This window comes from Caldicellulosiruptor acetigenus (genome assembly GCF_026914305.1).
In the GTDB taxonomy this organism is placed as follows: domain Bacteria; phylum Bacillota; class Thermoanaerobacteria; order Caldicellulosiruptorales; family Caldicellulosiruptoraceae; genus Caldicellulosiruptor; species Caldicellulosiruptor acetigenus.
Map to the genome: position 1 here is coordinate 670255 of NZ_CP113866.1, position 25050 is coordinate 695304.

At 33.8% G+C, this 25050-nt stretch carries 16 protein-coding genes and 5 pseudogenes; 18 read left to right on the plus strand and 3 right to left on the minus strand.

The features are described from left to right. Window positions 1-76: 76 nt before the first annotated feature. Window positions 77-310: a 30S ribosomal protein S18 gene (gene rpsR / locus OTK01_RS03180; protein WP_035168561.1), complete on the plus strand. Its 234-nt coding sequence runs from the start codon at window positions 77-79 to the stop codon at window positions 308-310. Between the two features lie 189 nt (window positions 311-499). On the opposite strand, the pseudogene OTK01_RS03185 reads toward rpsR, so the two are convergent. Then, window positions 500-868: pseudogene (locus OTK01_RS03185) on the minus strand (ISL3 family transposase); the annotation flags it as partial. A 70-nt stretch (window positions 869-938) separates the two neighbouring features. On the opposite strand from OTK01_RS03185, the pseudogene OTK01_RS03190 reads away from it, so the two are divergent. After that, window positions 939-2150: pseudogene (locus tag OTK01_RS03190) on the plus strand (IS256 family transposase). A 221-nt stretch (window positions 2151-2371) separates the two neighbouring features. Here OTK01_RS03190 and OTK01_RS03195 read toward each other — a convergent pair. Next, window positions 2372-3029 (minus strand): annotated as a pseudogene (locus OTK01_RS03195) (IS256 family transposase); the annotation flags it as partial. Between the two features lie 70 nt (window positions 3030-3099). On the opposite strand from OTK01_RS03195, the pseudogene OTK01_RS03200 reads away from it, so the two are divergent. From OTK01_RS03200 to OTK01_RS03270, 15 genes and pseudogenes are all read left to right on the plus strand, one after another. Beyond that, a pseudogene (locus OTK01_RS03200) lies at window positions 3100-4335 on the plus strand (IS256 family transposase). 107 nt (window positions 4336-4442) lie between these two features. Beyond that, window positions 4443-5456, plus strand: a complete 1014-nt coding sequence (locus tag OTK01_RS03205) for a LacI family DNA-binding transcriptional regulator (protein ID WP_029229191.1) — start codon at window positions 4443-4445, stop codon at window positions 5454-5456. 181 nt (window positions 5457-5637) lie between these two features. After that, on the plus strand, window positions 5638-6474 hold the full coding sequence (locus tag OTK01_RS03210; protein ID WP_029229190.1) for a class II fructose-bisphosphate aldolase: 837 nt from the start codon (window positions 5638-5640) through the stop codon (window positions 6472-6474). Between the two features lie 42 nt (window positions 6475-6516). After that, a complete protein-coding gene (locus OTK01_RS03215) occupies window positions 6517-7560 on the plus strand; it encodes a galactitol-1-phosphate 5-dehydrogenase (RefSeq protein ID WP_029229189.1) in 1044 nt (347 codons plus the stop codon). A 34-nt stretch (window positions 7561-7594) separates the two neighbouring features. Beyond that, window positions 7595-8764: an iron-containing alcohol dehydrogenase gene (locus OTK01_RS03220; RefSeq protein ID WP_029672253.1), complete on the plus strand. Its 1170-nt coding sequence runs from the start codon at window positions 7595-7597 to the stop codon at window positions 8762-8764. A gap of 16 nt (window positions 8765-8780) precedes the next feature. Next, window positions 8781-10286, plus strand: coding sequence for a xylulokinase (locus OTK01_RS03225; protein ID WP_029229187.1), 1506 nt, complete (start codon window positions 8781-8783; stop codon window positions 10284-10286). A gap of 18 nt (window positions 10287-10304) precedes the next feature. Beyond that, a complete protein-coding gene (locus OTK01_RS03230; RefSeq protein WP_029229186.1) occupies window positions 10305-11594 on the plus strand; it encodes a class II D-tagatose-bisphosphate aldolase non-catalytic subunit in 1290 nt (429 codons plus the stop codon). Between the two features lie 388 nt (window positions 11595-11982). Beyond that, the gene (locus OTK01_RS03235; protein ID WP_156844456.1) at window positions 11983-12120 is read left to right on the plus strand and encodes a hypothetical protein; all 138 of its coding nucleotides are present in this window, start codon (window positions 11983-11985) and stop codon (window positions 12118-12120) included. Window positions 12121-12259: 139 nt separating this feature from the next. Beyond that, entirely contained in the window at window positions 12260-13210 is a 951-nt protein-coding gene (locus tag OTK01_RS03240) for an ABC transporter permease (protein ID WP_029229185.1), read from the plus strand. A gap of 24 nt (window positions 13211-13234) precedes the next feature. Further along, complete coding sequence (locus OTK01_RS03245) at window positions 13235-14113, plus strand: carbohydrate ABC transporter permease (protein ID WP_029229184.1); 879 nt, start codon at window positions 13235-13237, stop codon at window positions 14111-14113. 187 nt (window positions 14114-14300) lie between these two features. Continuing rightward, window positions 14301-15986: a type 2 periplasmic-binding domain-containing protein gene (locus OTK01_RS03250; protein WP_029229183.1), complete on the plus strand. Its 1686-nt coding sequence runs from the start codon at window positions 14301-14303 to the stop codon at window positions 15984-15986. A gap of 68 nt (window positions 15987-16054) precedes the next feature. Continuing rightward, the gene (locus tag OTK01_RS03255) at window positions 16055-18334 is read left to right on the plus strand and encodes a glycoside hydrolase family 31 protein (RefSeq protein WP_029229182.1); all 2280 of its coding nucleotides are present in this window, start codon (window positions 16055-16057) and stop codon (window positions 18332-18334) included. 29 nt (window positions 18335-18363) lie between these two features. After that, window positions 18364-19812, plus strand: coding sequence for a GH39 family glycosyl hydrolase (locus OTK01_RS03260; protein ID WP_029229181.1), 1449 nt, complete (start codon window positions 18364-18366; stop codon window positions 19810-19812). Window positions 19813-19857: 45 nt separating this feature from the next. After that, on the plus strand, window positions 19858-22116 hold the full coding sequence (locus OTK01_RS03265; protein WP_029229180.1) for a glycoside hydrolase family 95 protein: 2259 nt from the start codon (window positions 19858-19860) through the stop codon (window positions 22114-22116). Window positions 22117-22228: 112 nt separating this feature from the next. Next, window positions 22229-23992 (plus strand): beta-L-arabinofuranosidase domain-containing protein, encoded by a 1764-nt coding sequence (locus OTK01_RS03270; RefSeq protein WP_029229179.1) that lies wholly within the window; start codon window positions 22229-22231, stop codon window positions 23990-23992. A 197-nt stretch (window positions 23993-24189) separates the two neighbouring features. Here the strand turns inward: OTK01_RS03270 and OTK01_RS03275 are convergent. After that, window positions 24190-24804 (minus strand): annotated as a pseudogene (locus OTK01_RS03275) (transposase); the annotation flags it as partial. A gap of 34 nt (window positions 24805-24838) precedes the next feature. Between OTK01_RS03275 and OTK01_RS13315 the strand changes: the two are divergent. Beyond that, window positions 24839-25006 carry a hypothetical protein gene (locus tag OTK01_RS13315; RefSeq protein ID WP_416358738.1) on the plus strand — a complete coding sequence of 56 codons (168 nt, stop codon included), beginning with the start codon at window positions 24839-24841 and terminating at the stop codon, window positions 25004-25006. Window positions 25007-25050: the final 44 nt, after the last annotated feature.

A 25050-nucleotide genomic window follows, 5' to 3' on the forward strand; every position in this document is an offset into this window, starting at 1 on the left:
GTGGAAATTTAAGAAAAAGGAGGGAAAAGGTTTGAACAACAATCAAAATCAGCAGCAAGCTCAAGCTACTCAAACAGTGGAAAGAGTTAGCTCGAGACAGAAAAAGAAAAAGAGAGTTTGTTCATTCTGTGTTGAGAGAATATATGAGATAGATTACAAGGATGTGAACAGGCTCAAGAAATTCCTCACAGAAAGAGGCAAAATAATGCCAAGAAGAACAACTGGCAACTGCGCAAGACATCAAAGACAGCTAACACGAGCTATCAAGCGCGCAAGAATCTTGGCGCTCTTGCCGTTTATAGTTGAATAAGATCCTTTTATAAAATGGCTCTTTGTCAAGAGTTGGGGTGGGTGTTCTGAATGCCCACCTTTCAATTTTATTGAGTATGTATTTAATTACAACAATAGCAATTATAACTATTTGATTACAAAAATTCATCAACACCTTCTATCCCCTATTAAAAAGGGGAACTCTTAAATATTTGCTTCTCCAATATTCTTAATGTGTACAACTATACAGTATCCTCTTCCTAAACCTCTCGAAATTCCTAAATCCATATGCTTTCCTCTTTAATACCTTTATCTTGTTGTTAAATCCTTCTGTCAAACTATTTGTATATGGTACCTCAAATGATTCCACTATTTCTGAAAACCAATTCCTAAATACCTGCACACACCTTTGGAATTCTTCTACATTACTTGATTCTGCCATCTCTATCCATTTCTTGAGCTTCTCTTTTGCTTCATCAGATGTCTTACTTTCTAATACTTTGTTAAATTCCTCTTTCAACCTGTGAGCTATCCTTAATTCCGGTGCATATAAAAACATTACTTCCAATTCTTCTCTCTGCTGAGCTTTAAGTTTCTCGGGAGTTAAAATAAAATTGTGTCCACTGTATAATTAGCATTGAAATAATCAACAAAGGGGGTTCACGATTATGGAGAAAAAAGAAATTTTTGAGACTGCTAAAAATATGGCTATAGAACAAGTGTTAAATATGTATTGTTCCAAGGACGACCCCACTCGTCCAGCTCTAAAACAACTTTTAGAAAACTTACTTTAATGCATCATGCTCTCAGAAAGATCAGTTTATCTTGCAAAAAACCAAAATGACAAAGGCAATGGCTTTTATGAGAGAAAACTTGCAACTTCTGTTGGCAACCTTGAGCTCTCCGTTCCTCGCACACGCTCAGCTTCTTTTAGACCTTCCATCCTCCCTGAGCCATACAAAAGAGTCGACAGCTCTTATACCAACCTCCTTATGTTCTTGGTTGCCAACGGCTATTCTGAAAGTTCTTTAATCCAAACTCTTAAAAGCATGAATTTGCCTTATTCTGAAGAGGAAATTACAAAAATCAAAAACGACCTCAAAAATGAACTTCAACTCTTTAAAGAAAAAGAACTTCGATGGCTGTGCTCTTGCCCTCATTATTGACGGCTATCACTGCGAAATTAAAGATAACTCCAAAGTTAAACAAGCTACCTGTTATATTGTACTTGGCATTGATTTAGAGGGCAAAAAAGACATCTTTGAGCTCTACACTTTCTTCGGCAAAGAAAACAAAGCCGATTGGATGAAAGTGTTCGATGATTTAATTACAAGAGGACTCAAAAAAGTCTTAATAGTTGTAAGCGATGATTTCCCTGGAATCATTGACGCTGTTAAACTCGCTTACCCCTATGCTGATCATCAGCTGTGTTTTGTTCACCTTCAGCGTAACGTCAAAAAGCATATGGCAAAAGAGGATGCATCTGGATTTAACAAAGAATTAGATAAAATAAGAGTTTCCTCTTCTGATTTTGACGAAGCTGTTTCAAAGTTCAAACTCCTTTGTAATCAGTATTCCTCAAAATATCCCCGTTTTATAAAGGGAATTTATGAAAAAGCGGAGTTTTATCTTGCACATATGAAGTATCCAGAAGATTTAAGAAAGCATATCTATACTACCAATGCAGTAGAAAGTGTTAACAGTATAATTGAAAAAATAAGAATAAACTCAGGGGGTTATTTTCAGTCTGTAGAAGTTTTAGAAATAAACATCTATTTACAAAGAGAAAACTTGCGTCGGGGCAAGTGGAAAAACGGAGTACCTATTCTTAAAAATGTAGTTACAATATATTGCAGCTTTACAATAGGGTCTGTAAATAATTTTGTGTATTTAAATTAAACCAACCTTCTTGGTAAGAAATCATTCAAGGATAAGCTTGTCTACCTTCTATTTTTTAGTATTACCATTTTAAAAATTTTTATGCATAAATTTTTAAAATCCTGGACAAAATTTAATACTGGGTTATAATACTCTGTTTTTTATTTGTTGTTTTAAACTGCTTCCATGGAAGCAGTTTAAAATGCGAACTGGTAATCGCTATCTACTTTATATACTCTCTCAAACGCTCAGGATACATTATCAAAAGCTGATTTAATATTATATCCCAATTTCTGTACCTCTGTGTCCACTTTCTTACAACATTTTTTGTTGCAAGATAAAGCATCTTCTCTAATGCTATATCATTTGGAAACACTGATTTTGTCTTTGTCACTTTCCTAAACTGTCTGTGAATTCCTTCTATGATGTTTGTGGTATAAATTATCTTCCTTATTCTGCGGGGGAAACTTAAAAAACGATGTTAGTAGCTCCCAGTTGTTTTCCCAGCTTCTGAACGCATAAGGATACTGTTTCCCACACTTTTCTCTTACCTGATAAAAATTCTCCAGCGCTTCTTCTTCATTAGTTGCCTGATACACTTTCTTAAAATCCTTTGAAAATTCTTTTATATGCTTGTATGAAACATACTTGAATTAATTTCTTAGTTGATGAATAATACACCTTTGAACATCGCTTTTAGGGAACACTGCTTCTATTGCTTCCTTTAAACCTGTCAAGCCGTCAACACAAAACAGTAGTACCTCTTCTACTCCTCTTGTTTTTAAGTCATTTAAAACACCCAACCAAAACTTGGAGCTTTCACTCTCTCCAATCCATATCCCTAAAACATCCTTATATCCTTCAATGTTAATACCTAAAACGGGAGTTAAAATAAAATTGTGTCCACTGTATAATTAGTATTGAAATAATCATCAAAGGGGGTCACTGAGAATGAATAAAAACGAAATTTACGAAACTGCTAAAAACATGGCTGTAGAGCAAGTATTAAATATGTATTGCTCCAAAGATGACCCTAACCGCACAGCTCTAAAGCAACTGAAAGTAAAACTTGCTCGATTGCTTTATGTTATCGGAAAGATCAGTGTACCTTGCTAAAAATGACAATGACAAAGGCAATGGTTTTTATTGAAGTAAAACTTGCAACACCTGCCTAACGTCTCGAAATCTCTGTCCCTCGCACACGTACTGGTAATTTCCGACCTTCTATCCTCCCTGACCGCTACAAAAGAGTTGATAGTTCGTACACCGACCTTCTTATGTCGCAAGTATGTCAATGGTTATTCTTGAGCATTCCCTTGTTCAAACTTTGAAAAACTTAAATCTTCCTTATTCCGAAAACGAAATCCTAAAAATCAAAGAAGACCTCAAAAATGAACTTCAATTATTCAAACAAAGAGAATTGCCTACAAGTGCTTTTGCTCTTATCATCGACGGTTATTCAGAAGTGAAGTTAAGGACAATTCTAAAGTTAAACAAGCTACTTGCTATGCCAGCCTTGGTATCGACTTAGAAGGTAAAAAAGACATTTTCGGTGTCTACACTTTCTTCGGCAAAGAAAACAAGGCTGATTGGATGAAAGTTTTTGACGACTTAATTATAAGAGGTCTTAAAGAAGTTTTAATTGTTATAAGCGATGACTTTCCTGGTATTATAGATGCTGTCAAACTTTCTTACCCTCTTGCTGACCTTTAGCTTGCTTTTGTCCACCTCCAACGTAATGTCAGAAAACATATGACAAAAGATGATGCTTCAGCTTTTAACAAGAGTTTGGACAAAATCAAAATCTCTTCTTCTGATTTTGATGAAGCTGTATTGAAATTTAAAGAACTTTGTGATGAATACTTTGCAAAATATCCTCGATTTATTAAAGCAATATCAGAAAAAGCAGAGTTTTATCTTGCCCATATGAAATACCCCGAGGAATTAAGAAAGCATATTCTTATCACAAACGCCGTTGAAAGTGTAAACAGCATGATTGAAAAGATTAGAGTAAATTCAGGTGGATACTTTCAGTCTGTTGAAGTCTTAGAAATTAATATTTACTTACAGCGAGAGAACTTACGCCGTACAAAATGGAAAAATGGAGTTCCCAGTATTAGAAAATGCATTGATAACATAACCCAACTTTACAACTTACGTTATAAATTGGAAATACAAAATTCTTGACAAGTCTCTTTTTTACAAAGTACAACTTGCCTCATTATTGAAAAGAGTAAAGACAAGATGGTAAAATAAACAATAAAGAATATGGCCGAAAATTCAGTACGAGAGGGGTGGTTAAGATTCCAGCTACAATAAAAGATATAGCAAGGTATACAGGACTTTCAATAGCAACTATATCAAAGTATCTCAATGGTGGTAATGTGTTAGAAAAAAATAGGATTCTTATTGAAGAGGCAATAAAAGCGTTGGATTTTGAAGTGAATGAAATTGCAAGAGGACTCAGAACTAACAAGACAATGACAATTGGAGTTTTGATTCCTGTTTTTGAAGTTTTCTTTAATACAATTGTATCTTCGTTAGAAAATGTCTTGCTTGAAACTGGTTATAGTGTTGTTGTATGTGATTACAGAGATGATAAAAAGTTAGAAAAGGAAAGGTTAGATTTTCTTTATAAAAAAAGAGTTGATGCATTAGTGGTTGTTCCCACATATTTGAAAGGAAGCGATATTAAAAAGATTATAAAAAGGGACATTCCAATTGTAGCAGTGGACAGACCAATTGAAGACTTTGAGTGTGATACAATACTTGTGAACAATTTTGAAGTTTCATATCAAGCAGTTGAAAAGTTGATTTTAATGGGGCACAAAAAAATTGGAATAATATGTGGGCCGCAGAATATCTATACTGCTCAAGAAAGGTTGAATGGCTATGTGCAAGCTCATACTAATTTTAACATACCTCTAAATGAAGAATATATAAAGTTTGGAGAATTTCATAATATGGAATCAGGTTATAAAAAAATGATTGAATTACTTGAAATCCAAAATCCTCCTTCTGCTGTTTTTGTTACAAATTATGAGATGACTCTTGGTGCTATTATTGCTATAAATGAAAAAGATATAAAAGTCCCTGATGAGCTGTCAGTTATAGGCTTTGATAATTTAGAAATGGCAAGGATAGTAAAGCCATCATTATCTCTTGTGGTCCAGCCAATGGAAGAGATAGGAGAGTCTGTTGCAAGATTGCTATTGAAGAGATTAAAAGGGGATAAAAGTGATTTTCCTTTGCAAAAAAAGTTGAATGCACAAGTTTTGATAAAGAATTCAATCAAAAAAATAGGCTAATAATTCTGTTCCTTTTGGATTTAATCAAATGAGGCTGGTTTTTTTAAAATCCTTTTTGGGTATTGACAGATATATTTGTTTAATGTTATTCTAATATAAAGCTAAACGTTTATCGTTTTGTATTTATTAAAAGTAAAACGTTTAGTTATTGATTATTCATTAAAAAAGGAAGTGAAAAGAAGTGGCTATTATCTCTTTGAAAGATGCTTTTGACTATGGTTTTGTAAAAACAGCAATTTGTTCTTTCAACTTTGTAAATGTCGAACAATTGTATGGAATTGTAGCTGCTGCTGATGAGCTTCAAACTCCTGTTGTTTTAATGATTTCTCAAAAAACTGCTTTAAAATATGGACTTGAGGTAATGTTCAACTTAGCAAAATCAAAAGCTGAAAAGCTGCATACTCCGTTTGTCATTCATTTAGACCATGCAAAGAATATTGAGCTTGTTGAAAAAGCAATTAATTTAGGTTTTTCTTCAGTAATGTTTGATGGTTCATCACTCTCTTTTGATGAAAATATTAAGAAAACTTACGAAGTTGTAAAAAAAGCTCACAGATATGGGATTACAGTTGAGGGCGAAATAAATGCTATATATGGGAAGGAAGAAGATGGCCCCACAAGTGCTATTGTATACACAAAAGTAGAGGATGCCAAGAAGTTTTCAGAAGAGACTGAGGTTGATTTTTTAGCGGTTAGTGTTGGGACAAAGCATGGACTTTATGAGGGAACGCCCTCCTTAAGGTATGATCTTATCAATGAAATTTCTAATTCAATTAAATCAAAACTTGTTATGCATGGTTGCAGCGGGCTTACAGCTGAACAGTTAAGGAAGTCTATTCAAAGTGGAATTAAAAAGTTGAATTTTGGCACAGAAGTAATGCTAACACAGATAAATGCAATAAAAAAATCATTAGAAAATTTATCTAAACCAGATATAAGGCCAATTATGGACAGTTCAATTGATGAGATAAAGGCATATGTAAAGAACACAATTAATAGTATTAGTATTTCACAATAAAATTTATGAAAAAGTCAACAAAAAGGAGCGAATGTTTTAAAAATGAAAGCGGCAGTTTTACACGCAAAAGGTGATATCAGATATGAAGAGGTTGAAGTTCCTAAAATAACTGAGGATGAGGTTCTTGTAAAAGTGAGGGCAAGTGGCATATGTGGGTCTGACATTCCAAGAGTATTGGGTGATGCGGCACATTTTTATCCTATCATATTAGGACATGAATTTTCTGGTGAAATTGTAGAGGTTGGCAAAAACGTTAAAAATCTTAAAATTGGCGACAGAGTGGTGGGTGCTCCGTTATTGCCATGTTTTAAGTGCAGTGATTGTCAAAAGGGTTGGTATTCGCAATGCAAAAACTACAGTTTTATTGGATCAAGAAGGCAAGGGAGTTTTGCCGAATACATAGCGATTCCTGCAAGAAATGCTATAAAATTTGATGAAAGTATCCCTTTTGAACAGGCTGTCTTTTTTGAACCATCAACTGTAGCTTTACATGGACTTAGGTGTGTTGATTTTAAAGGTGGCGAAGATGTTTTAGTTTTAGGTGCTGGAACAATTGGGATTTTTACGTTACAGTGGGCAAGAATAATGGGAGCAAGACGCATCTGTGTTGTTGATATCAAAGATGAAAGATTAAAACTTGCAGAAGAGTTTGGAGCAGATTTTGTGGTAAATGCAACTGAAGAAAAGTTTACAGAAAAGATAAGTGAACTCACAAAAGGCAGAGGTTTTGGATATGTATTTGAAACAGCAGGTAGTACTGAGACAATAAAATTCTCTTTCGAATTTGTTTCAAATAAAGGTTGTGTTTGTCTTATTGGTACACCTACAAAGGATGTTGTTTTCTCACCTCATCTATTTGAAAAAATTAATAGAAAAGAGTTTCATCTTACAGGTTCTTGGATGTCATATAGTGCCCCTTTTCCAGGCATTGAATGGGAGTTGACCTCACAGTATTTTTCAGATAAACGCTTGAAGTTCAGCAATAAGTTGATATACAAAACCTTTCATCTAAAAGATATCAAAGAAGCATTTGAGTTATTTAAAAGTCCGGAGAATGTGAAAGGCAAAGTAATTATTTTAAGTTAATATATTCAAAAAATTATATAAGGAGGAATATAAAATGATCAAAAGTTTTAATTACTATCAGCCCACCAGAATAATATTTGGAGTGGGCAGACGAAAAGAGCTTGGTATTTGGGCGAAACGTTTTGGGAAAAAGGTTTTAGTTGTTGTTGATCCGAATGTAGAAAAGTTTTTGTCTCAGCAGTGTCAAGAGATGTTAGATAGCCTTCATTCCGAATGTATTGAAACCATTGTATTTGATCATGTTATTCCAAATCCCACGCTTGACTCAATCCAAGAAGGTGCAGAGGTTGCAAAAAAAGAGAAAGTTGATTTTGTAATAGGCATTGGTGGGGGAAGTGCAATTGACACAGCAAAAGCAATAGCAGTTGCAGCAACCCATGAAGGAACTGCATGGGATTATCTTTATTTTAAAAAAGAACCTACAGAAAAAACACTGCCTATAATTGGAGTTCCAACAACAGCAGGAACAGGCACGCAAACATCAAGAGTCTCTGTGTTGACAAACACAGAAGAAAAATGCAAATCAGCAATTGCAAGTGACAATATAATATGCAAGGTTGCAATTGTAGATCCAGAGCTTACTTTAACTGTTCCTCCTGCTGTCACTGCATCAACAGGGTTTGATGTGTTTACACATTGCTTTGAGTCATACATAAATGTAAATAATCAGCCATATGTAGATATGTTGGCACTTGAGGCAATTGAAATTGTTATTAAATATTTGAAAAAAGCTTATGACAATCCAGGTGACCTTGTGGCAAGAACAAAGATGGCCTGGGCAGATACTTTAGCAGGATGTTGTTTGGCAAATGTTGGGACGACAATTCCACATGCCTTAGGTCAGGCAATTGGCGGTCATTTCCCGCATGTAAGTCATGGTCAGAGCTTGGCAGTGGTTTACCCTGCATTTTTAGATTATACAGTGGACTGGGCTATAGAAAGGTTTGCAAAAGTGGCAAGAATTTTTAATCCTGAGCTTGAGAAAGTATCTGACAAAGAAGCAGCCTATGCTTTGAAACAGGAAATTGTTTCATTTTTAAAATCAATCAACCTGTATTACACAATGGAGGATTTTGGAATAAAGAAAGAAGACGTTAAGGATTTGGTAAAACATGCAATAGAATTTCCTGATAACAGGGTAAATCCAAGAATTCCTGACGAAAAGGATCTTGAAGAGCTTTATTTAAAATCGTTTAGAGACTAAAAAGGAGTAAGTGGGTATGAGAGAATTGCTTTTGGGTATAGATATTGGAACCTCTGCCTGCAAACTAAGCGTATTTGATAGAGAAGGGAATGTCATTTTTGATACTTCAAAACCATATAATATTTACTTTCCTCAAGAAGGGTTTGTAGAACAAGATCCCAATGAGTGGTGGGATGCTGTTGTCAACGCAATTAATGAGATGTTTGCAAAAAGTAATATCAGACCAGATGAAATAAAATCAATAGGAATTGCAGGGCAGAGTTGGTCCTGCATTCCTGTTGACAAAAATGGGAATGTCTTATCTAATACACCAATTTGGATGGACACTCGTTCTTCTTATATTTTGGAAAAAATTCGAGAAAAAATTGATGAGAAATACATTTTTGATGTGAGCAAAAATCCTCTCAATCCCACATATTCAACACTCAAGATTTTATGGTTCAAAGAAAACAAACCTGATGTTTATAAAAATACCTATAAGTTTTTACAGAGCAACAGCTTTATTGTTTTTAAACTTACAGATTCTTTTTCTCAGGACTTATCGCAAGGGTATGGATATCATTTCTTCAATATGGAAAAAGGCTGCTATGATGAAAAAGCTGCTGATATGTTTAGCATTGACCTTGAACTTTTACCACAAATCTATCCATGTCACCAGGTAGTAGGGTATGTATCAAAAGAAGCTGCAGAGATAACAGGTTTAAAGGAAGGCACACCTGTTGTTGCAGGAGGGTTAGATGCAGCTTGCTGCACCTTAGGTGCTGGTGTTGTTGAAGTGGGGCAAACGCAAGAACAAGGTGGGCAAGCAGGTGGCATGAGTATATGTCTTGACAGACCAGTTTCAAATCCAAAGCTTATCTTATCATACCATGTTGTACCGGGAAGATGGCTTTTGCAAGGTGGAACTGTTGGTGGTGGAAGCTTAAGATGGTTTTATGAGCAGTTTGGTTATGAAGAAACAGAAACTGCGAAAAGAGAAAATAAAAGTCCATTTGCTATCATGGATGAAAAAGCAGAACGGATTCCTTGTGGAGCAGAAGGCCTTATATTCTTGCCATATATGGCAGGGGAGAGGTCTCCTATCTGGGACAGAAACGCAAAGGGTATTTTCTATGGAGTGAGTTATAAAAAAACGAAGGCTCATTTTGTAAGGTCCATTATGGAAGGGTGTGCATATGCGCTGAGACATAATTTAGAAGTTGCAGAAGAGAGTGGCGTTAAAATTAATAGGCTTTATGCTGTTGGAGGAGCAGCAAATAGCAAACTGTGGTGTCAGATAAAATCTGATGTAACTGGCAAAATCATTGAGGTGCCAATATCGGATAATGCAACAACACTCGGTGCAGCAGTATTAGCAGGATACGGTATAGGAATATTTAAAGATATCTTTAAGACTATAAAAGAAATAGTGAAGTCAAAGGCAATTTATTCACCATCCTTTGATAATTATAAGCTTTATTCGAGATATTATGAGCAATATTTAGAAATCTATGAAAGATTAAAAGAAGTGATGAATAGATAAAAAAGAGGCGAATTTTAGATGAGTCCTCAAAATCTATTGTTAGATTTATTTAAAAATAGGGAAAAAGGATTTAAGGGTATTATTTCAGTTTGTTCTTCAAATGAAATAGTCTTAGAAGCAGTTTTGAAAAGAATGAAGGATACAAATCTACCAATTATTATTGAGTCTACCGCAAACCAGGTAAATCAATTTGGTGGATATTCTGGGCTTACACCATCTCAGTTTAAAAAAAAGGTTATCAAAATTGCTCAAAAAGTTGATTTTCCACCTGACAGAATAATTCTTGGTGGGGACCATCTTGGACCATTTGTGTGGCGTGACCAGGAACCAGAAATTGCAATGGAGTATGCTAAGCAAATGATAAAAGAATACATAAAAGCAGGTTTTACCAAAATTCACATTGACACAAGTATGCCTTTAAAAGGTGAAAACAGCATAGATGATGAAATAATTGCTAAAAGAACTGCTGTGCTCTGCAGGATTGCGGAGGAGTGTTTTGAGAAGATTTCTATAAACAATACTCATATTACAAGACCTGTTTATGTGATAGGAGCTGATGTACCACCTCCCGGCGGAGAGTCTTCTATCTGTCAAACAATTACTACTAAAGAGGAATTAGAAAGAAGTTTAGAATATTTCAAAGAAGCATTTAAAAAGGAAGGAATTGAACATATATTCGATTATGTAGTTGCCGTTGTTGCAAATTTTGGAGTCGAATTTGGGAGCGATGAAATTGTTGATTTTGATATGGAAAAAGTAAGGCCGCTAAAAGAGCTTTTGGGAAAGTACAATATAGTATTTGAAGGGCATTCTACAGATTATCAGACAAAGGAAAACTTAAAAAGAATGGTCGAATGTGGTATTGTAATTTTAAAGGTTGGTCCTGCTCTAACATTTGCGTTGCGTGAGGCATTAGTAGCCCTTAGTCATATTGAAGAAGAAATTTATTGCAATGAAAAGGAGAAACTGTCAAGGTTTAGAGAAGTTTTATTGAATACTATGCTAACATGCAAAGATCACTGGAGTAAATATTTTGATGAAAATGATAAATTAATTAAGTTAAAGCTTCTATATAGCTATCTTGACAGATGGAGATACTATTTTGAAAACGAGAGTGTGAAAAGTGCTGTTTATTCTCTTATTGGAAATTTAGAGAATGTTAAAATTCCACCTTGGCTTATTAGTCAGTATTTTCCCTATCAGTACCAAAAGATGAGAAAAAAAGATTTAAAAAATGGTGCGACCGAGCTAATATTAGATAAAATAGGGGAAGTCATAGACAGTTATGTTTATGCTGTAAAAAAATAAAAGGCGTTTGAATTTTTTTGAATTTTATAATTTAAGCAATAATTCTCAACAATAAATTTTATGCTTTTGGGCAATTCATCAAAACAAAAGTTAATTATTTATATAAATAGCGTTATGACAAAACTGCAAGATAGAATTTTTTAATAACAAATTATAAAATATGCTTGACTTTTAAAAAATGATTGATTATAATTTTAAATAGAAAAACAAATGTTGTGTTTAAGTTAAATATAAAACGTTTCGTGAGAGTGACACACATCTCGGGCAGTTAAAGAGAATGAGATTTAAAAAAAGTGGATCGAGAAAGATTTTTCATGTAGTTCCTTAGCAGCGCAAGCAAATCTAACATCAAATATCTCAAATACCTTATGAAAGAGGGTGTTATGACTTGCAAAATAAAAATGATAAATACACAATTGACATTGGCGAAAAACGTTTTGTTGAAGACTATCCCAAAGTTGGAATTAGTCCTACTATAGATGGCAGATATGGTGGTGTAAGAGAATCATTAGAGGAACAAACATGAAAATTAGCACAGTCTGTGGCAGAGGTTATAGAAAACAATGTTTATTTACCAATCATGCTTAACAAGGTATGACTATTAATAAAAACAGAATTAATCTATTTTCATGCTAACAATATTGCAAATGAAAGGAGATATAATTATGGAATCTTCAATCTGGAATAGAAGAAAAATTAATTGGAAAAATATATGGGCTCAACGTTATATTATGATATTAGTATTACCCGTAGTTTTATGGATGATAATTTTTAATTATTTACCAATGCTAGGTTTGATTATAGCTTTTAAAGAATATGATCCTTTTTTAGGCCCTTTAAAAGGATTTTTAGAAAGTAAGTGGGTAGGAATAGATAATTTTAAAGAAATGTTTACAGACAAATATTTTTGGCAAGCATTGTGGAATACAATTTATTATAGTGTATTAAATTTAATAGTTGGTTTTCCTTTTGCAATTTTATTTGCTATTTTATTAAATGAAATACCAAATATGTGGTATAAAAGATTTGTGCAGACGGTTAGTTATTTGCCATACTTTATTTCTTGGGTTTTTGTTATTGGTTACATTTATATTATCTTGGCGGATAATGGTATTGTAAATGATGTGTTGCTTAAACTTCATATAATTGATAAACCGATACCATTTCTTGTAACACCTGACTTTGTTCCACCTATAGTAGTGTTGAGTAATTTATGGAAGTCATTTGGTTGGAATGCAATAATATTTATTGCAGCTATTACAAATATAGATCCAACATTGTTTGAAGCTGCAATAGTTGATGGGGCAGGTCGATTTGCCAGAATAAGGTATGTTACTTTACCATCAATAAAACCTACCATTATTATATTACTAATATTTAATATTGCAGGAATAATGACTAATTATGGGATGTTTGAACAAATGTATCTTTTATCGAATGGAGCAATTCAAGATGCTACTGAGATTATTGACACTTATACATTTAAGATAGGTATTGTTTTATCTAGATTTTCATATGCTACAGCAGTAGGGTTGTTTAGATCAGTGGCTGCAGTTGTTTTATTAGTTTGGGCTAATTCAATATCTAAAAAGCTTACGGGCGAAAGTTTATATTAATAGATGCAGTAAGGAGGAGTAAAAGTGAGAATTAGAAGGAAAAGTACTGGCGATATTATTTTCGATGTTTTAAATAATTTGTTTATGTTTATAGTAGTAATAATTACATTATATCCGTTTTATTACATTATAATTTCTTCCTTTAATGATCCTATAGATTTATTAAAAGGCCCTGTATATCTATGGCCAAGAAAATTTTCAGTGGTTAATTACATATATATTTTTCAAGAAAAAGCTATTTTAAATGCGGCGTTTATAACAGTTGCAAGAACAATAATAGGAAGCGCAGCTGCTGTTTTATTTACTGCTGCATTTGCATATGGTATTTCAAGGAAATGGTTAATAGGAAGGAATTTATTTATAAAAATGGCGATAATAACAATGTACTTCAGTGGAGGATTAATCCCTACATATTTACTTATAACGCGTTTTTTAAATTTAGCAGGCAACTTTCTTGTTTTTATTATTCCTAATTTGTTCAATGCTTATAATGCGTTTATTATGTATTCATTTTTTAAAGGAATACCTGTCGAAATAGAAGAGTCTGCCAAAATAGATGGGGCAAATGATATTATAATCTTTTTTAAATTGATTCTTCCTTTGAGTTTACCTATACTTGCTACAATTGCTTTGTTTAATGGTGTATGGCATTGGAATTCTTGGTTTGATGCGTTGTTATATGGAGAAGGAAAATTAGAAACATTACCATTATATTTAGTTAGGGCTATTCAGTCAGCTACTGCAAGTGCAGAAGCAGCGAGATTTGTTTCAACAACAGGTATAACATCCACGTCTATAAGACTGACTACTATGGTAGTTACTACATTTCCTATAACGATAGTGTATCCATTTCTTCAGAAGTATTTTGTTAAAGGCATAATGATAGGTGCTTTGAAGGATTAGATTTACAGGTTCATTTTTTGATTGATAGTTTTGTTTGAGGAGGTGATTATAAATATGTGGCTAAACGATTCGTCTTAATTTGGTGGTTTATAATAAAACGCTTAATGTTTGTTTTAGCGGAGTAGGAAAAGATTAAATAACATAATCTAAAAATTAACAATTTAAAGAAAAAGAAGGAGGAGGAAAAATGAATAAAAGGTATTTCAAAGTAATTTCAATACTTATAGTTTTCGCTTTAATAGTTTCTTTAGTCTCCATTGGATATGTTTATAAAAATGAAGTTAAAGCAGCTTCATCTAGTAAAACTGCGACACAGGGTGCAAAAGTAAAGTATTCTTGGCAAAAAGATACATCGCCTTTTAAATTTGATTTGTATTTTTTCGGCGCATGGGGTTCATTTTATCGTTGGAATGGTGCTCTCGTAGAAAAGTGGATTACTGAGGCAACGGGAGTTACTCCAAATATTATTGTGCCTACAGGGGATGAAAAACAGTATCTTAACGTTATGATTGCTTCTAATAATTTACCTGATGCTATGGTACTTGAATGGTATGCTCCAGAAACAAAAAGACTTATTAAGGCAGGAAAAATATATTCGGTGAACGAATTGTGTCAAAAATATGCACCAGAATTTTGGGACATGATACCAAAAGAAGTAAAAGAATATCATAAATTTGATGACGGTAAGCTTTATTATATTCCATCATTTTTCACTACCAAAGAAGAATACGAACAAGGTTTGGAAAAGCATAATGCAAGGCCATTGTTTATTCAAAGAGGAATATATAAAGCTTTAGGAAATCCAAAAATTAATTCACCAGATGATTTGATTAATTTGTTAAGGACAATAAAGAAAAAATATCCTAATTTAAAACCATTTGCAATAGAACCTCCAATTGATGTAAATCAGTGGGGACTTACGGGTAGCTTAACTTTAGCATTTTTTGCAGGGATTTTTGCACCAGAGACATATGGAAGAGACGTTTATCTTGATGCAAAAGGAAATATAAAATTTATTTTTGAAAATCAGAATTTTATTGAGGCTGTAAGATTTTTGAATAAAATTTATAGGGAAGGTTTAATCACATCATATGAATTGATGATGAAACATGAGAATTATCAAGATTTAGTAGAATCAGCCAAATATGCCGTTATAGCCCGATTCCCAATAGATATTTGGAAGCAACATAATCCAAAAATTCTAAAACTTACTAAAGATGAAGGTAAGACATATATGCCATTACCTTATTTTAAATATAAAGGCAAGAATCCTCAATTTGCGGGCGGTAGAGGAGCAGGTTGGGTTGGTTCTATGGTAACGAAAAACGCCAAGAATCCAGGAAGAATAATTAGATATTTTGAATATAGTTGGTCTGATGAAGGACAACTAACAAATCTATTTGGCAAAAAAGACGTTACGTATTATATTGATAAAAATGGAATGCCAAGATATAAACCAGAAGTTTTGAAAGAATTACAGGATAATCCAGCAAGCTTAGATACTAAGTATGGATTTGAAAGAAGATTATTAATGTGGAGATCAAAATGGGCAGGATGGCAGAGAATAGCAATGGCACCTAAAGAATATGAAGATTACTTAAGATCAGTTGCACGTTATGGTGTAGATATTTGGAATCTAGGTCTTGATAATCTTGACCCAGATCCAACTACTAAAGAAGGAGTTTCTTATGCGAAAATCAAAAATATATGGAACAAATATCTTGTACAGATGGTATTAGCTAAAGATGATAATACCTTTAAGAAGGCTTATGAAAGTGCATTGAAAGAAATGAAGAATGCAGGTTTAGAGCAGGTAAGAAAAGTTATGTATCAGAACCATTTGAAAGATTTGGCAAAGAAAAAAGGTATGTAATTTTAAAATTAAGCAGGGGTTTAAAGCCCCTGCTTAATTTTAAAGAATATCGAGGAGGCATAGAAGAGATGAAACAAAAAAATTCTTTTAAGTATGACATGTTAGATTTTGATTTACCTGAAGCCCAAAATGATATTTTATGGATTGCTGAAATGGCTGAAGAAGTATATGAGCAATGTGATGGTTCTGTGATTATAAAAATACCTTTTCAAGCTCAAAAGAAAGAAGTGTTTGTTCCAGATGCAACAAAAGAAAAGAAATATTATTATATGGAAATTAAAGCGTATGGTGATGCTATTGTTAGATGTTCTATTTCTTTTAGTGGAAGGTTCATAGAAGATAGTAATAATCCCATGATAGAATGGGATCCATCGTTAAAGCAGGTAAAACTTTATGTAACAAAAAATAAGAATGGATGGGATATAATAGATGATAATAAAGTTGTAAGGATGAGAGTAAATAACGTTAAAAAACCAACAAGGAAATGGAGTAATTTGCATCCCGAACCACAATATTTTTTTGATGCTACTATTTTCCCTGATGGAATAGTAGCAATACCTTTTATGGCTAATGATACATTTACACCCGGTATTGTGGAATCTGTGAGTTTAGGATATGTAGAACGTGATGGAAAAGCGGATAGGTGTGTTTTTGCGCTTCACTCAGAATATAATGAAAAATTTGCTGGAACAGGAGAAAGGTTTGCTCCTATGAATCTTTCCGGGAAAACAATAATTTTAGAGAATAACGATGCTTTAGGAGTTAATAATCGGAGAGCATATAAAAATGTTCCGTTTTATATATCGAGTAAAGGTTATGGGTTACTTATAATGACATCTGCTCACGTAAGACTTTCATTAGCTGATATATCAACAAGAGCAGTGCAAGCTTTAATAGAGGATGATGTGTTGGATTTATTTTTCATAGGTGGAGGAGAACCTGAAAGAATTATTTATAACTATAGAAGAATTACAGGTTTTCCTCGTAAGGTGCCTGTTTGGTCATATGGAATATGGATGAGTAGGATGTCTTATTTTTCTGCTGAAGAGACTTTTGATGTTGCCAAAAAATTAAGAGAAAATAAATTTCCTTGTGATGTAATTCATTTAGATACTGGATGGTTTAAAAAAGATTGGCAGTGTGATTGGGAGTTTGATGAAGAAAGATTTCCTAATCCCCAGGAGTATATCAGAAACATGCATGAAATGGGGTTCAAAATTTCAGTTTGGCAACTTCCTCATGTTGCGGCAGAAACAAAACATTATAATGTAGCAGTAGAAAATAAGTTTATTTCTAAATTAACTAATAAGCCTGAAGAAGGTACATCTAATTTTGGAGATGTAGAATACAGAGGAGTAATTGATTTTACAAATCCAAAAGCAGTGGAGTGGTATCAAAATTTGTTGAAAAACTTATTTGATTTAGGTGTAGATGTTATTAAAACTGATTTTGGCGAAAACATAGATATGAATGCGGAATATTTTTCAATGGAACCAAAGAAGTTACATAATCTTTACTCTTTACTTTATCAAAAGGCAGCCTTTGAAATCACAGAAAAAGTTAAAGGGAAAGACCAAGCTATTATATGGGCAAGAGCAGGCTGGATAGGATGTCAACGATATCCAGTTCATTGGGGTGGTGATAGTAGCAGTACATGGGACGGTTTGGCAGCCACAATTCGAGGTGGTTTACATCTTGGTGTATCAGGCTTTGGTTTTTGGAGTCATGATGTTCCTGGATTTCACGGCCTTCCAGATTTTATGAATAATTGGCCAGATGATGATATTTATGTTCGCTGGACTCAGGTTGCAGTATTTACTTCTCATATTCGATATCATGGGGCTTCACCACGAGAACCCTATAATTATCCTAATGTATCAGACATTGTTAGAGAATGGTGGAAATTACGTTATGCATTAATACCATATTTTGTTGAGCAGGGTGAAAAGGTTACAAAGACAGGTTATCCATTTATAAGAGCATTGTTTATTCATCATCCTGATGATGAATATTGTTGGTACATTGATGATGAATTTTATTGCGGTGATATTTTCTTAGTAGCTCCGATCATAAATTCTGCTGGTAAAAGAAACATTTATTTACCCAAAGGAAATTGGATAGATTTTTGGTCAGGAGAATTTATTGAAGGTCCTGTTATGCTAAAAGATGTTTATTTTCCACTAGAAAAAATGCCTATATATTGTGTTGCCGGTTCTGAACTTAAAGTATATCCGTACATGGTACAGCATACGGGTGAAATAGAATTTGATAAAGCAGTAACAATAATTTTTGATCATACGTACAAAGGCTTTTCTAAATCAATACTTGGGAGAATAATAAAATTATAAAAACTAAATAAAATGGGAGGGAAAAGCAAATGATAATAACTATTTTTCCACAACATAAATTAGGAAAAATAAGTAAATTCTGGACAAAATGTGTAGGTAGCTGTCACGCTGCAACTGCGCTGAGGGAAGATTGGAGAAATCAGCTAAGAAAATGCAGGCAAGAGCTTGGTTTTGAGTATGTCAGATTTCATGGCTGGCTTAACGATGATATGAGTGTTTGTTTTAGAAATGATGAAGGCAAACTCTGGTTTTCATTTTTCAACATGGATTCTATAATTGACTTTTTACTGGATATTGGAATGAAGCCTTTCATAGAACTGAGTTTTATGCCTGAGGCTTTAGCATCTGGTACAAAGACAGTTTTTCATTACAAAGGCAATATAACTCCACCAAAATCATATGAAGAGTGGGGACAGCTTATTGAAGAGCTTGCAAGACATCTTGTAAAAAGGTATGGGAAGAATGAAGTAAGAGAATGGTTTTTTGAGGTATGGAATGAACCAAATTTGAAGGACTTTTTCTGGGCAGGGACAATGGAAGAGTATTTTGAGCTTTACAAACATGCGGCGTTTGCAATCAAGAAAGTGGATTCTGAGCTGAAAGTAGGAGGACCTGCATCAGCAATAGATGCATGGATTCCAGAGCTAAAAGAGTTTTGTACAAAGAACGGTGTACCGATAGATTTTATTTCAACACACCAGTATCCAACAGATTTAGCGTTCAGCACAAGTTCGAACATGGAAGAGGCTATGGCAAAGGCAAAGAGAGGAGAACTTGCTGACAGGGTAAAGAAGGCTTTGAGTGAAGCATATCCTTTGCCTGTTTATTATACTGAATGGAACAACTCGCCAAGTCCGCGTGATCCGTATCATGACATTCCATATGATGCAGCATTTATTGTAAAGACCATAATAGATATTGTTGATTTGCCACTGGGCTGTTATTCATACTGGACGTTCACAGACATATTTGAGGAATGTGGTCAGAGTTCATTACCTTTCCATGGAGGGTTTGGACTTTTGAATATTCACGGTATACCAAAACCGTCATACAGAGCGTTTCAAATCTTGAATAAATTGAATGGAGAAAGAGTGGAAATAAAAACGGATGAGGAGAGTGAAACTATTGATTGTGTTGCAGCAAATGATGGTGAAAAAATAGTGTTAATAGTTTCAAACCATAATGTTCCCTTATCACCTATAAAAACTGAAAATATAAAAGTAATAGTTGAAGGTTTGAAAAATTGTCATACAGTAGTTATAGAAAGGATTGATGAATATAATGCAAATCCAAAGAGAAAGTGGGTTGAGATGGGCAGCCCCGAATATCTTACAAAAGAACAAATAGAAGAATTAATAAAAGTTTCAGAAATTAAAAAAGAACAAATTTCTTGTGAAAGAATAAGTGAAGAAGCAGTTAAATTTGAATTTGATATACTTCCACATTCAGTGGTGGCTATAACAATTAACTATAAGTAAAAAATATACCGAATAGGTTCAAAAAATTTTTAAAGAGGTGTCATTATGAATTCGCAAAGTTTAAAAATAATTTTCGATAAACCAGCAAGCTGTTGGGAAGAGGCACTTCCAATAGGTAATGGAAGCTTGGGTGCTATGATTTATGGTGGAGTTGAATATGAGACCATCCAATTAAATGAAGAAAGTATTTGGTCATGTGGTCCTCGAAGAAGAGAAAATCCTGATGCATTAAAATATTTACATGAGATACGAAAAAGCATTTTAGAAGGCAATATAAAAAGAGCTGAAGAGCTTTCTGTTTTTGCTCTTTCTGGAACACCCCATAGCGAAGGAAATTATGAACCGCTAGGTTACCTTGATATATATTTTGAAGGGATTGAGACAGATAAAGTTGAAAAATATACCAGATATCTTGATATTTCAAATGCTACTTGTAAAGTTGAATTTGATGTAGATGATATCAGATATGAAAAGATTTACTTTTCTTCTTATCCAGATAAGGTGATTGTAGTAAAGATATGCTGTAGCAAAAAAGGGGCAGTATCTCTGAGAGCAAAATTTAGACGTGAGTATCAAGAAGACATAGACAAGTGCGGTAAAGTAGATAATGATAAAATATTTTTTGAATGCTCAGCTGGTGAGGGAAGAGGAGTTTCTTTTTCTGCTGTATTAAAGGCTGTATTAAAAGATGGGGATGTCTATACAATTGGTGACAATTTGTTTGTAAAAAATGCAACTGAGGTTATGCTTTTAATTACCTCAACAACCAGCTACAAAGAGAGAGATTATTTTAACTGGTGTTTGAAAACATTAGAACAAGTATCTAAACATGATTTTGAGGAACTTTATAAGAGGCATACAGAAGATTATAAATCATTGTTTGACAGAGTTGAGTTTTATATCGATACAGCAAATACTAACAAACGTACTGAATTGACAACTCCTGAGAGGATTAAATTATTAAAAGAAGGATATAAAGATGAAGAATTAATAGTACTACTTTTTCAATTTGGAAGATATTTGCTAATATCAAGTAGCCGCCCAGGGTGTCTGCCACCAAATTTGCAGGGAATTTGGAACAAAGAGATGAAGCCACCTTGGGGCAGTAAGTATACAATAAATATTAATCTACAGATGAACTATTGGCCTGCTGAGGTTTGTAATCTTTCAGAATGTCATATGCCTTTATTTGATTTACTAGAGAAAATGTATGAAAACGGTAAGATTACTGCCCAGAGAATGTATGGATGTAGAGGATTTTGTGCGCATCATAACACAGATATTTGGGGAGATACTGCACCGCAGGATATTTACATCCCTGCAACATATTGGCCAATGGGTGCTGCATGGCTTTGTCTTCATATATGGGATCATTATGAATACACAGGAGATTTAGAGTTTCTGAAAGAATACTACTATTTAATGAGGGAAGCAGCGCTGTTTTTATTAGATTATCTCATTGAAGATAGAAACGGCTATCTTGTAACATGTCCTTCCTGTTCGCCAGAGAATAGGTATAAACTGAATGGTGAAGTATATAGTCTGACATATATGCCAACTATGGATATTCAAATAATTACTGCACTTTTTGATAAGATAAAAAAAGCTAATGATGTATTAGAATTGAATGATGAAATAGTTGAAAAAATAGAATATGCATTAAATAAACATCCGTCGATAAAAATAGGTAAACATGGACAAATTCAAGAGTGGATAGAAGATTATGAAGAAGCAGAGCCGGGGCACAGGCATATTTCTCATTTGTTTGGGCTTTATCCTGAAAACCAGATAACTCCTGAAAAAACACCACAGCTTTTCAAAGCTGCAAAGAAAACGTTGCAAAGAAGACTTGAACATGGTTCTGGACATACTGGTTGGAGCAGGGCTTGGATTATATGTTTCTGGGCAAGGCTTAAAGAAGGGGATAAAGCTTATGAAAATATTTTAGAACTTCTTAAAAAATCAACTTTGCCCAATTTGCTTGACAACCACCCACCGTTTCAAATTGATGGGAACTTTGGTGTGACTGCTGGTATTGCAGAGATGATTATGCAGTCATATGACGACACGATTGAACTTTTACCTGCACTTCCGAGTGATTGGAAAAGCGGATATATAAAAGGTTTAAAAGCACGTGGAGGACATACAGTTGATATTTATTGGGAGAATGGTATTTTTAAGAAAGCAAAAGTTATTCTGGGATTTAAAGAAAGTGTTGTTTTAAAGTATAAGGACAGTTATATTGAAATAAAAGGAAATCTAGGAGAAGAAAAAGTTATCTCTTATGATAATTTCTCTAAGTAAAGTAGCCAAAGTGGCAACCAAAAATTCTTTTAATAGCAAAAACAAAAAATTCTTGATTTAATGCAGTGTTTGAGAAGACAAAAAAATAATGTTATTAAGAGGGGAGAAAGTTATGAAGGGACATGGTCAAATTTTAATTCCTTTAAAAGCATCTCTTCACAATGAGAGTGAATTTTACAGAAGATTTGAGATAAATAGGAACTACATGCTTTCTCTAAAAACTGAAAACTTACTTCAGAATTTCTATTTAGAATCTGGATTAGTAAGCTGGAGTTTTTTGCCACAAGATATTCATGGTGGTTGGGAGTCACCAACATGCCAATTAAGAGGGCATTTTTTGGGACATTGGTTATCAGCAGCAGCAAAAATATATGCAAATTTTGGAGATGAAGAGATAAAAGGAAAGGCAGATTATATTATTAATGAATTAGAGAAATGCCAAAGAGAAAATGGTGGAGAATGGGTAGGTTCCATTCCAGAAAAATATTTTGAGTGGATGGCACGCGGAAAGTATGTATGGGCACCACACTATACTGTCCATAAAACCTTTATGGGACTTGTAGATATGTATAAGTATGCGTCAAATCAAAAAGCATTAGAAATAGCAGATAAATGGGCTAATTGGTTTTATAGATGGAGTGGACAATTTTCACGGGAAAAGATGGACGATATTCTCGATTATGAAACTGGTGGTATGCTTGAGATTTGGGCAGAACTATATGATATAACAAAAGACAGTAAATATAAAGATTTAATGGAACGTTATTACAGAGGTCGCTTATTTGACAGATTATTAATGGGTGAAGATGTATTAACAGGTAAACATGCAAATACTACTATACCAGAGATACATGGAGCGGCGAGAGTATGGGAAATTACAGGAGAAGAAAAGTTTAGAAAAATAGTTGAATCTTATTGGAAAGAAGCAGTAGAAGAACGAGGATATTTTTGCACAGGGGGACAGACGTTAGGAGAAGTTTGGACACCTAAGCAAAAAATAAAAAATTATCTTGGAACAACAAATCAAGAGCATTGTGTAGTTTATAATATGATACGCTTGGCAGAATTCTTGTTTAGATGGACAGGGGATAAGAGATATAGCGATTATATAGAAAGAAATATTTATAATGGATTGTTTGCTCAACAGAGGCTAAAAGATGGAATGGTCACATATTATCTTCCGCTAATGCCAGGTAGTCAAAAGAGATGGGGAACACCAACAAATGATTTTTGGTGTTGTCATGGGACGTTGGTGCAAGCACATACTATTTACAATGATCTAATCTATTACAAGAGCCAAAATGGGATAGTAATAAGCCAGTTTATACCTTCTTCTGTAACTTGGAAAGATGACAAAGGAAACGACATTACAATAACTCAATACTTTGAAAGAAAACATGGAAGTTTTGCCTATACAGCAGAAAAGGATGAAATATATATAGAGATTCAATGTAAGAGTCCTGTAGAATTTGAGCTTGCAATAAGAAAACCTTGGTGGGCTAAGAAAGTAGAAATAGAAATAAACGGAAACTCATATTATGCTGCTGACGATTCTTCATACATCCAATTAACGCAAAGATGGAACAACGAGAAGATAAAGATTACTTTCTACAAAGCAGTTGAAACTTGTTCGATGCCAGATGATCCGCAGCAAGTAGCTTTCATGATAGGTCCTGTTGTATTAGCAGGACTTTGTGAAAGGAGAAGAAAGATCTATATTGGTGAAAGAAAGATAGAAGAGATAATTGTACCAATTGATAAAAGAGGTTATGGACCGTTATTATATACAACTCAAGGTCAGATTGAGGATATATTCTTTTTACCACTTTGTTACATTGATCAAGAAAAATATACCGTATACTTTTTAATTGATTAATAGGCCAAACACAACATGAATACTGTGCTTAGATAAAAATTTCTTTAAAGTGGAGTAAATGATGTGGGAATCTAAGGCTCTGTCATAAATGAAGGCAGAAGGATCTTTTGGTATATAAAAGAAAGAGTTTGAAATGAAGAAATTTAAAGCCTTTAGAGTCAGAGATAATCTTGTGCATTGCAGAAGGTCCGTAGCAAAAGAATCAGAATCAAAAAGAGAGAATAAAAGCTAACGGTATACCAAGAGCGTTGATAATAGAAGAAGATTTTAAAAGCCCAGCAGAAAGGGTCATTTATGGGCATAAGGCTGATGTTAGAATTAGGATTAGCAGTGTTGGTCAAAGAAGAATAGACAAGAGAGTAGATTTTGTCAAAAGAAAGTTCAGGATTAGCTTTTTGATGTATTTTTCAAGAGAGATTGAATGAATTTAGGGTTGTTTTCACGGACCTGTGGGGCGATGCCAGTTGTATCGAAGATTAAGGTTGAAGCAAGTTCAGGAGATTGTTAGAGAAAAATATTGTGTACATGGATAGAGATATTTTGGAAAAGTTTAAAGATTTCGCTGTTGAAGATTTTTCTGAAGCGAGAGAAAGTAGAAATAGAAGGAACATTACCATTTAGGTTACAGAAAGAACGAAGTTCATGGGAGCTAAGAAGAACTGCGCAAAGCTGAGTAAGGGTATTGGAGTTTGAATAATTTTTGGGACAAAAAAACAGAGAAGCATAAATTCTAAGGAGAAGCATCTATGCTTGCCAAAGTGTTTATAGTAAGCATTGTAGAAAGAAGAAGGTATGTAGTTAGATAAGTCAATGATTTATCGAACAAGCCAAAGAAGACATCAAGAGTTGGAGAGAACTGAAGGTTTTAATATGGGGGGAATTAGATTATATAGGGCCAAAAAATTGTTTAGGTTTGGTGTTAAACATTTTGAACCCCTCCTCATAGTATCAAATTTGTTTTATGTAATCATTTATGTAATCATATTTTACTACAACTATGAGGAGGGTGGCTAGACTTTTTTGAATCTTTATAAAGCTTGATAACGCTCATATTGAGC